Annotated in this window: 7 protein-coding genes and 1 pseudogene; 3 read left to right on the top strand and 5 right to left on the bottom strand. The window is 71.3% G+C overall.

All coding sequences use genetic code 11. The features are described from left to right. Window positions 1-572: 572 nt before the first annotated feature. The 4 genes and pseudogenes from AB0J68_RS21340 to AB0J68_RS21325 form a co-directional block, all read right to left on the bottom strand. Window positions 573-803 (bottom strand): annotated as a pseudogene (locus tag AB0J68_RS21340) (sigma factor); the annotation flags it as partial. A gap of 40 nt (window positions 804-843) precedes the next feature. Next, the gene (locus AB0J68_RS21335; protein ID WP_355066044.1) at window positions 844-2634 is read right to left on the bottom strand and encodes a 3-hydroxybutyryl-CoA dehydrogenase; all 1791 of its coding nucleotides are present in this window, start codon (window positions 2632-2634) and stop codon (window positions 844-846) included. Window positions 2635-2759: 125 nt separating this feature from the next. Next, a complete protein-coding gene (locus tag AB0J68_RS21330) occupies window positions 2760-3833 on the bottom strand; it encodes an alpha/beta hydrolase (protein ID WP_363940133.1) in 1074 nt (357 codons plus the stop codon). Window positions 3834-3939: 106 nt separating this feature from the next. After that, window positions 3940-4356, bottom strand: a complete 417-nt coding sequence (locus AB0J68_RS21325; RefSeq protein WP_354856940.1) for an FHA domain-containing protein — start codon at window positions 4354-4356, stop codon at window positions 3940-3942. 256 nt (window positions 4357-4612) lie between these two features. On the opposite strand from AB0J68_RS21325, the gene AB0J68_RS21320 reads away from it, so the two are divergent. Both AB0J68_RS21320 and AB0J68_RS21315 read left to right on the top strand, forming a co-directional pair. Next, window positions 4613-6109, top strand: coding sequence for an aldehyde dehydrogenase family protein (locus tag AB0J68_RS21320; protein WP_363940131.1), 1497 nt, complete (start codon window positions 4613-4615; stop codon window positions 6107-6109). Window positions 6110-6188: 79 nt separating this feature from the next. Then, window positions 6189-6848, top strand: coding sequence for a class I SAM-dependent methyltransferase (locus AB0J68_RS21315; protein WP_363940129.1), 660 nt, complete (start codon window positions 6189-6191; stop codon window positions 6846-6848). 4 nt (window positions 6849-6852) lie between these two features. On the opposite strand, the gene nucS is transcribed toward AB0J68_RS21315, so the two are convergent. Next, complete coding sequence (nucS, locus tag AB0J68_RS21310; RefSeq protein WP_039908963.1) at window positions 6853-7512, bottom strand: endonuclease NucS; 660 nt, start codon at window positions 7510-7512, stop codon at window positions 6853-6855. 71 nt (window positions 7513-7583) lie between these two features. On the opposite strand from nucS, the gene AB0J68_RS21305 reads away from it, so the two are divergent. Next, the gene (locus AB0J68_RS21305; RefSeq protein WP_363940127.1) at window positions 7584-8201 is read left to right on the top strand and encodes a DUF4126 domain-containing protein; all 618 of its coding nucleotides are present in this window, start codon (window positions 7584-7586) and stop codon (window positions 8199-8201) included. Window positions 8202-8303 lie beyond the last annotated feature (102 nt).

Here is an 8303-nt window from a genome sequence, read left to right as displayed (position 1 = left end):
TCTCGGGCGAACCGGCGGAGTACCTCGCCGCCGGGCCCGATGGCGTGACGGGTGGCGTGGAGAACAGGTCCGACCAGGCGGTGTCCCTGCGGACCCACCGTCTTGCGGATGCCGAAAAGATCCAGTGTCGTCCCGTCCGCGAAGAGATTCGCGGGCCGGCCAGCGATGGTCCGGTTCCCCTCGGTACGGGTGCCGGCCCCGCTCGCGTAGCGGTAGTTCACGAACATGACGTGGGTCGCCGCCCGCGCAAGGGTGAAGTCCGAGGTGACCAGTCTCGGGTATGAGCTGACGTCGACCGAGCAGGAGGTGATCGGTGCGCGGTCGGGCAGGCTGCCGAGCCGCAGCGGCACGGCGCACGACCGGGCCTCGTTCCAGCGCAGCGCCCGGACCGCCTGCTCCAGCCCGGCGCGGTCCCCTCCCAGGATGACGGCACGGGCGTACAGACCCGGCGCGGGACGCCACGACGTGACCACGCCACTCGCGCCATCGCTCGTCGGGTGGATCGTGCCGTCGAAGGTCTGGGGCCCCGGCCCGGCCACGTCGACCTGGACGTTGCCGAACGAGACGCTGGTGGACAATTCACGGCTCGACCGGCGACGCCACCAGGAGTTGTTGGCGTTGACGAGCATGCGGCGCACGTACACGTCGGGCCGGTCGGCGCGGGCGATCTTGCGCCAGTGCACGTACGCCCGGGACAGCACCTCCTGGGTGAGGTCCTCGGCCCGGTGCTCGTCACCGGTGAGCAACCGCGCCAGCCGCACGAGGGCTGGGCCGCGGCTGGAGACGTACTCCTCGAAGGTCACATCCGGTAGACGCGGCCGGGTCCCTCCGGCGTTGACCCGGTCAGCGGTGCGAGTGGTCGCGGAAGCCGCGGCGGGTCTTGCGGCCCAGGTAGCCGGCCGTGACCAGGTGCTCCAGCAGCGGCGCGGGCGCGAAGCCCGGCTCGCGCAGCTCCAGGTACAGCTCCCGCTGGATGGCCAGCGAGACGTCCAGCCCCACCACGTCGAGCAGCTCGAACGGGCCCATCGGGTAGCCGCAGCCCAGCTTCATGGCGTGGTCGATGTCGTCGGCGGTGGAGTAGCTGGCCTCCAGCATCTTCACCGCGTCGTTCAGGTACGGGAAGAGCAGCGCGTTGACGATGAACCCGGACCGGTCGCCGCAGACCACACCGGTCTTGCCCAGCGCGGCGCAGACCGCCCGCGCGGTGGCGGTGGCCTCCGGGGAGGTACGGATGGTCCGGACCACCTCGACCAGCGGCATGACCGGCGCCGGGTTGAAGAAGTGCAGGCCCACCACGTCGGCCGGCCGCTGGGTGGCCATCGCCACGTCGATCACCGGCAGGGACGAGGTGGTGGTGGCCAGCACCACGCCCGGCTTGCAGATCTCGTCGAGGCTGGCGAAGAGCGCCTTCTTCACGCTCAACTCCTCGACGACCGCCTCGACCACCAGGTCGACGTCGGCGAGGTGGTCGAGCGTGGCCGACCAGCTGATCCGGCCGAGCGCGGCGTCCCGGTCGGACTCGGCGAGCTTGCCGCGCACCACGCCCTTGTTCAGCGAGGTCTTCACCGCCTCGCAGACCGCCGCGGACTTCTCCGCGCCCCGGGTCACCGAGACGACCTCGTAGCCGGCCTTCGCGAACACCTCGATGATCCCGGTGGCCATCGTCCCGGAGCCGACGACACCGACCTTCGCGATGGCGCGCGCGCCGTCGGCGAGCGCGGCCTCCGTGGCCGGCGGCGTCGCCTCGTCCGGTACGACGACCGGGGAGCCCGGCCGCTGGTAGGTGTAGAAACCCCGACCGGACTTCCGGCCGAGCAGCCCCGCCGTCACCATCTGCTTGAGCAGCGGCACGGGGGCGTGCCGGCGGTCCCGCCCGCCGCGGCGGTACATCGTGTCCAGGATCTCGTACGCGGTGTCCAGGCCGATCAGGTCCATCAGCGCCAGCGGGCCCATCGGCAGGCCGCAGCCGAGCTTCATCGCCGCGTCGATGTCCTCCCGGGTCGCGTAGTGCGACTCGAACATGCCGACCGCGTGGTTGAGGTAGCCGAAGAGCAGCGCGTTGGCGATGAAGCCGGCCCGGTCGTTGATGGTGACGTCGACCTTGCCCAGCCGGGCGCACAACGCCTCGACGTCGGCGACCACCTCGGGCGACGTGACGACGGTGCGGACCACCTCGACCAGCTTCATCACCGGCGCCGGGTTGAAGAAGTGGATGCCGATCACCTGGTTGGGCCGGGTGGTGGCGACCGAGATCTCGGTGACGCTCAACGACGAGGTGTTGGTGGCGAGAATGGTGTCCGGCCGGCAGACCCGGTCCAGCTCCGCGAAGATGCGCTGCTTGAGGTCCAGGTGCTCGGGCACCGCCTCGATCACCAGGTCCACGGAGTGCAGGGCGTCCAGCCCCACCGCGAAGCGCACCCGCTCGTGCAGCGCGTCCCGGTCCGCCTCGGCGAGCTTGCCCTTGGCCACGGCGCGATCGGTGGAGCCGGTGAGGGTGGCCCGGCCGCGCTCCAGCGCCGACTCGGAGATCTCGACCGCGAGCACGTCGATGCCGTTGCGGGCGAAGACCTCGACGATGCCGGCACCCATGGTGCCCAGCCCCACCACACCCACGGTGCTGAACTCGCGCGCCACGATCGGCCTCCCCAGACACTCCGCACGGCCACTGAACGGCCGCTAAGGTTATGCGCGCGAGTCTGCCACGTGACGCTCGGTTGTCGAGACGCCGTGGCATATTTCACCCACGGCGCGAGGGGCCGCTAGACGGCCGGCACGCCGGTCAGCGCGAGCAGCTCCGCGACGAACTCCGCCGGGCGTTCCAGGTGCGGACTGTGCCCGCAGCCGGGCAACACCACCTCGCGGTACGCGCCGCCGGCCGCCGCGTACCGCTCCAGCACCGCACGGGTCTGGCCGACCATCGGCTGCGGCGGGCAGGACTCCTCGCCCGGCCAGCCGGGCACGACACCCAGCGAACCCAGGTACGCCAGGTCGAACAGCGACGTGTCCGACACGATCACGTCGGCGTCCCCGCGTACCCAGGTGACCGGCGGCTTGGGTGCGACGGCCACCAGCTCGTCGGCGATCCGGAACCAGGTCGGTGCGAGCGCGTTGAGCACGCCGCGCTCCCCCGGCGCGGTGCCCGGCCAGTTCGCCGAGGGCACCGCCGTACCGGGGTAGTTGTCGTCGCCGGTCGCCGTGGACAGCACGCTGTCCAGCAGCAGCTCCTCGTCGACGCCCAGCGAGGCGGGATCGGCCACGTAGGTGGCCCGCAGCACCGCGCGCGGGCTGGCCGGCGCGTCGGCGTCGCGATCACCCGCGGCGAGCCGCGCGACGAAGTCGGGGTTGGCCGTGCCGGCGCCGGTACCGGCGAAGTCGGGGGTGGTCGGCGTGCCGGTCAGGTCGCGCGTGCCACCGAAGCCGTACGGCGACACCGGCGCGGCCAGCAGCAGCGCGCCCACCCGGTGCGGATGGTCGACCAGCAACCGCATCGCCACTCCCCCGCCCAGGGAGTGCCCGACCACCACGGGCAGGCCGCTGCCGCTGGCGAAGAGCGTCGGGTCGTCCAGCAGGGCGGCGATGTCGTCGGCGAAGTCCCGCAGGCCCCGCGTGGCGTTCACCGGAGCGGTCGCGGAGTCGCCGTACCCCCGTAGGTCAGGGGCCACGACCCGCAGCGTCGGCGGCAGCCGCCGGAGCAACGGTTCCCAGAACAGCGAGGACGAGCAGTTGCCGTGGATCAGCAGCACCGGAGTGCCGTCCGGCGGGCCGGCCACCCGTACCGCCTGGGTTGTGCCGTTCGCCGTCACGACCCGCTGCTCGCTCTCCATCCGCGGCATGCTGCCACGCCGTTGTCCGCCGGTCCAGGTGCTGGACAGCCACCCGGCGGCACCGCCCGGTGTGGCGGACCACCGCCCACACCCCGGCAGGGGCCTTCGCCGCGGGTCAGCGGCGGCCGGTGGGCGGGGTGGCCAACGGCAGGGGCAGCGTCGGGCGGATGTCCCGCCGGGCCGGGCCGAAGCTGAGCCCGACCGGATCCGTGTGGGCGACCCCCGGGTCGAACAGGCGCAGCTCGGTCCGACCGAGCCGGATCACGTCGCCGTCGGAGAGGCGTTCCACCTCGGTGATCCGGCGGTCGTTGAGCCAGGTGCCGTTGGTCGAGCCCAGGTCACGCAGCGAGGCACCCTCCGGGGCCAGCCACACCTCGGCGTGCCGGCGGCTCAGGTGCGGGTCGTTGATGACCACGTGACCGGTCGGTGCCCGACCGATCACCTGCGGCTCGACCCGAAGGCGAAAGCTCGCGCCGCGCATCGGCCCACCAGCGACCGTCAACAGCGGCAGCAGTTCCGGATGTTCCTCCATGGACAGTCAGCCCTCCACCCCACACCGTTACTCCGCGCGTCAGCCTGCCATCAGACGGTAATCGCCAATACCGACCAGCCGGTCAGCTCCTCGTCACCTCCCGGCCACCCGCCGTTCGACGATTCGGGCGGCCGGCCTCCGGCACCCAGCGCCTGACCTGCACTGATCAACGAGCGGGCGGGCCGAGGCAACTCCCGTCCGGCCGACCCGAAATCGTGCCCTACCGATGAGTAATGTTCGGGTCTAGACTTCCGCCATGACGGCTGTGCATGTCCCCGGCACCCCTCTCATCGAGGCGGACCAGCTGGTCTCCACCAGTCCGGCCACCGGCGCCGAGGCGGGCCGCCTGCCCGTCGCCACCGATGCCGACGTGCGGCAGGCCGTCGACCGGGCCCGCGCCGCCGGCGAGTGGTGGGCCGGCCTGGGCTTCACCGGCCGCCGGCAACGGCTGCTGCGCTGGCGCGCGCTGCTCGCCCAGCGGATCGAGCAGCTCGCCGACCTGGTGCACGTCGAGGGCGGCAAGCCGGTCCCCGACGCCATCGTCGAGATCGTCACCGCGATCGAGCACGTCGACTGGGCGGCGCGCAACGCCGGTCGGGTGCTCGGTCCGCGCCGGGTGCGGTCGCGGCTCATCCTCGCCGAGTTCTCCGGGCACCTGGAATACCAGCCGCACGGCGTGGTCGCTGTGATCGGCCCGTGGAACTATCCGGTCTTCACCCCGATCGGCTCCGCCGCGTACGCCCTGGCCGCCGGCAACGCCGTGGTGTTCAAGCCCAGCGAGTACACGCCCGCCGTCGGCCAGTGGCTGGTGGACACCTTCGCCGAGGTGGTGCCCGAGCAGCCGGTGTTCACCGCCGTGCACGGCCTCGGTGACGTGGGCGCGGCGCTGTGCCGCTCCGGGGTCGACAAGGTGGCCTTCACCGGCTCCACCGCGACCGCCCGGAAGGTGATGGCCGCCTGCGCCGAGACGCTGACTCCGGTGCTGATCGAGGGCGGTGGCAAGGACGCCATGATCGTCGACAGCGACGCCAACCTGGACGCCGCCGCCGAGGCGTGCGTCTGGGGCGCCATGACCAACGCCGGCCAGACCTGCATCGGCATCGAGCGGGTCTACGCCGTCGACGCGGTCTTCGACGCCTTCGTCGACAAGGTCGTCGCCCGTGCCGGCCGGCTGACCGTGGGCCCGGAGGGCGCCGACATCGGCCCCATCACCATGCCCGGCCAGATCGAGGTGATCCGCCGCCACATCGACGCCGCGGTCAGCTCCGGCGGTCGCGCCGTGCTCGGCGGCCCGGATGCGGTGCAGCCTCCGTACGTGCATCCGACCGTGCTGGTGGACGTCCCGGAGGAGTCGCCCGCCGTCCGCGAGGAGACCTTCGGCCCGACGCTGACCATCAGCCGGGTCCGCGACGCCGACGAGGCCGTCGCCCGCGCCAACGCCCTGTCGTACGGCCTGGGGGGTTCGGTCTTCGGCCGGCAGCGTGCGGTGTCCATCGCGCGGCGCCTGCGCTCGGGGATGGCTTCGATCAACTCCACCCTGACCTTCGCCGGGATGTCCACGCTGCCGTTCGGTGGGGTCGGCGACTCCGGCTTCGGGCGGATCCACGGCGAGGACGGCCTGCGCGAGTTCGGCCGCGCCAAGGCCATCACCCGCCGCCGGGCACGATCGCTGCTGCCGTCGATGACCTTCGAACGCACCCCGACCGACGTGGCACGCCTCATCAAGGCCATCAAGATGATGTACGGCAGGTGAGTGTCGGATAACCGATCTGGGCGTTGATCAGCGTATCCACATGTTTATGCATCGTGCTCGCGGCGGTACATTGCGTTAAATGGGCCACAATCGATTGCGCCACCGCCTTGTCGACAGTGACCAGTCGTGGAGCGCACGGCAGCGGCGTCGTCGTTCGGACTGGCTGGCGCGCACCTTTCCCGAGATCGGCGACATGCATGTCGTCGACCTGGGCGGCCGGCTCGGCACCTGGCACCGCGCGACCGTCCGACCGGCCCGGGTCACAGTGGTCAACCTGGAACAGCCGCCCGCCACGGTGCCGGAATGGGCCCACGTCGAACAGGCCGACGCCTGCGACCTGCCACCCCACGTCGCCAACGGCACCTACGACCTGGTCTTCTCCAACTCGGTGCTGGAGCACGTCGGCGGGCACGAACGCCGGCTGCGGTTCGCCGCCGCCGCCCGGTCACTGGCCGATCGCCACTGGGTGCAGACGCCCTACCGCTACTTCCCCATCGAGCCGCACTGGATCGCGCCCGGAATGCAGTTCCTGCCGATCCGGCTGCGCACCGCGCTCGCCCGCCGCTGGCCTCTCGGGCACAAACCGACCCGCAGCCACGAAGCCGCCATTCACCAGGTGCTCTGGACCGAACTGCTGGACCGCTCGCAGATGCGCCACTACTTCCCCGACTCGCGAATGCTCATCGAGCGGTTGGCCGGCCTGCCGAAGTCGCTGATCGCCGTCCGAACCGAGGCGTGAGCGGTCAGAAGAGGGTCAGCTCGTCCTTCTCGATGCCGCGCAGCCGGTCGTAGTTGACGACCACGCATCGGATGCCCCGATCGGCGGCGAGCACCCGGGCCTGCGGCTTGATCTCCTGGGCGGCAAAGACCCCGGTGACCGGGCTGAGCAGCGGGTCGCGGTTCATCAGTTCGAGATAGCGGGTCAACTGCTCCACCCCGTCGATCTCGCCACGCCGCTTGATCTCGACGGCGACGGCGCCGGAGTTGGCGTCCCGGCACAGCAGATCCACCGGCCCGATCGCCGTCATGTACTCGCGGCGCACCAACGTGTACCCCTCGCCGAGCACACCCGGGTTGGCCGCCAGCAACTCCTGCAGGTGCGCCTCGACCCCGTCCTTGCGCAGGCCGGGATCCACACCCAGCTCGTACGAGGTGTCCTGGAAGACCTCCTCCAGGGTGATCCGCAGCTCCTCGCCGGCCTTGTTGACCACCCGCCACACGCCGGGGGCCTCCTCCAGCCGACACGGCGGGCTCATCCAGTTCAGCGGCTTGTACGCACGGTCGTCGGCATGGATGGACACCGACCCGTCCGCCTTCACCATCAACAGCCGGGTGGCCGGCGGCAGGTGAGCCGAGAGCCGTCCGACGTAGTCCACCGAGCACTTCGCAATGACCAACCGCACCCGACGAGGGTAGCCGAGCACCCGGCGACCGCCACCGAGCGGCACTGGCGCGTCGGTGCGATGCTGAGACCGTGTTCGAAGTCCTCACCGGCACCGGCCTCGCCGCCTCGGCGGGGCTGAACGCCTACATACCCCTGCTCATCCTCGGTCTACTCGGTCGTTACACCAACCTGATCGACCTGCCCAGCGGTTGGACGTGGCTCGGCAACGGCTGGGTCATCGTCATCCTGGCCGTCCTGCTCGCCGTCGAGATGGTGGCGGACAAGGTGCCGGTGGTCGACCACATCAACGACGTGGTGCAGACCGTCGTCCGGCCCACCGCCGGCGGCCTCGCCTTCGGCGCCGGGTCGTCCTCGGAGACGGTGACCGTCAGCGACCCGGGGAGTTTCTTCACCTCCCACCAGTGGGTGCCCGTGGCCACCGGCGTCCTGCTCGCCTTCGGCGTACACCTGCTCAAGTCCGCCGCTCGGCCAGTCGTGAACGCGACCACCGCCGGGTTCGGCGCCCCGGTCGCCAGCACCGCCGAGGACGCGACAAGCGTGATCGTCTCCCTGGTCGCGATCATCCTGCCGGTGCTGGTGCTCGCCTTCCTGGTCGGCCTGGTCGTCTTCATCTACTGGTTCTTCCGTCGACGCTCCGAACGCCGTCGGGAACGCGAGGCGGCCCGCGCCGCCGGCTTCCGCGTCTGACCTGGGGCCTTCCTCGCGGGGCGCACCGGCTTCGCTTCGCTCGCCCGCTCGCGCCTTCAGATCCTGGACAGTTTCCGTCAGCTGCTAACGGAAACTGTCCAG

It is taken from the genome of Micromonospora sp. NPDC049580 (assembly GCF_040675595.1).
In the GTDB taxonomy this organism is placed as follows: Bacteria; Actinomycetota; Actinomycetes; order Mycobacteriales; family Micromonosporaceae; genus Micromonospora.
This window is presented reverse-complemented; position numbering and strand designations above follow the sequence as displayed.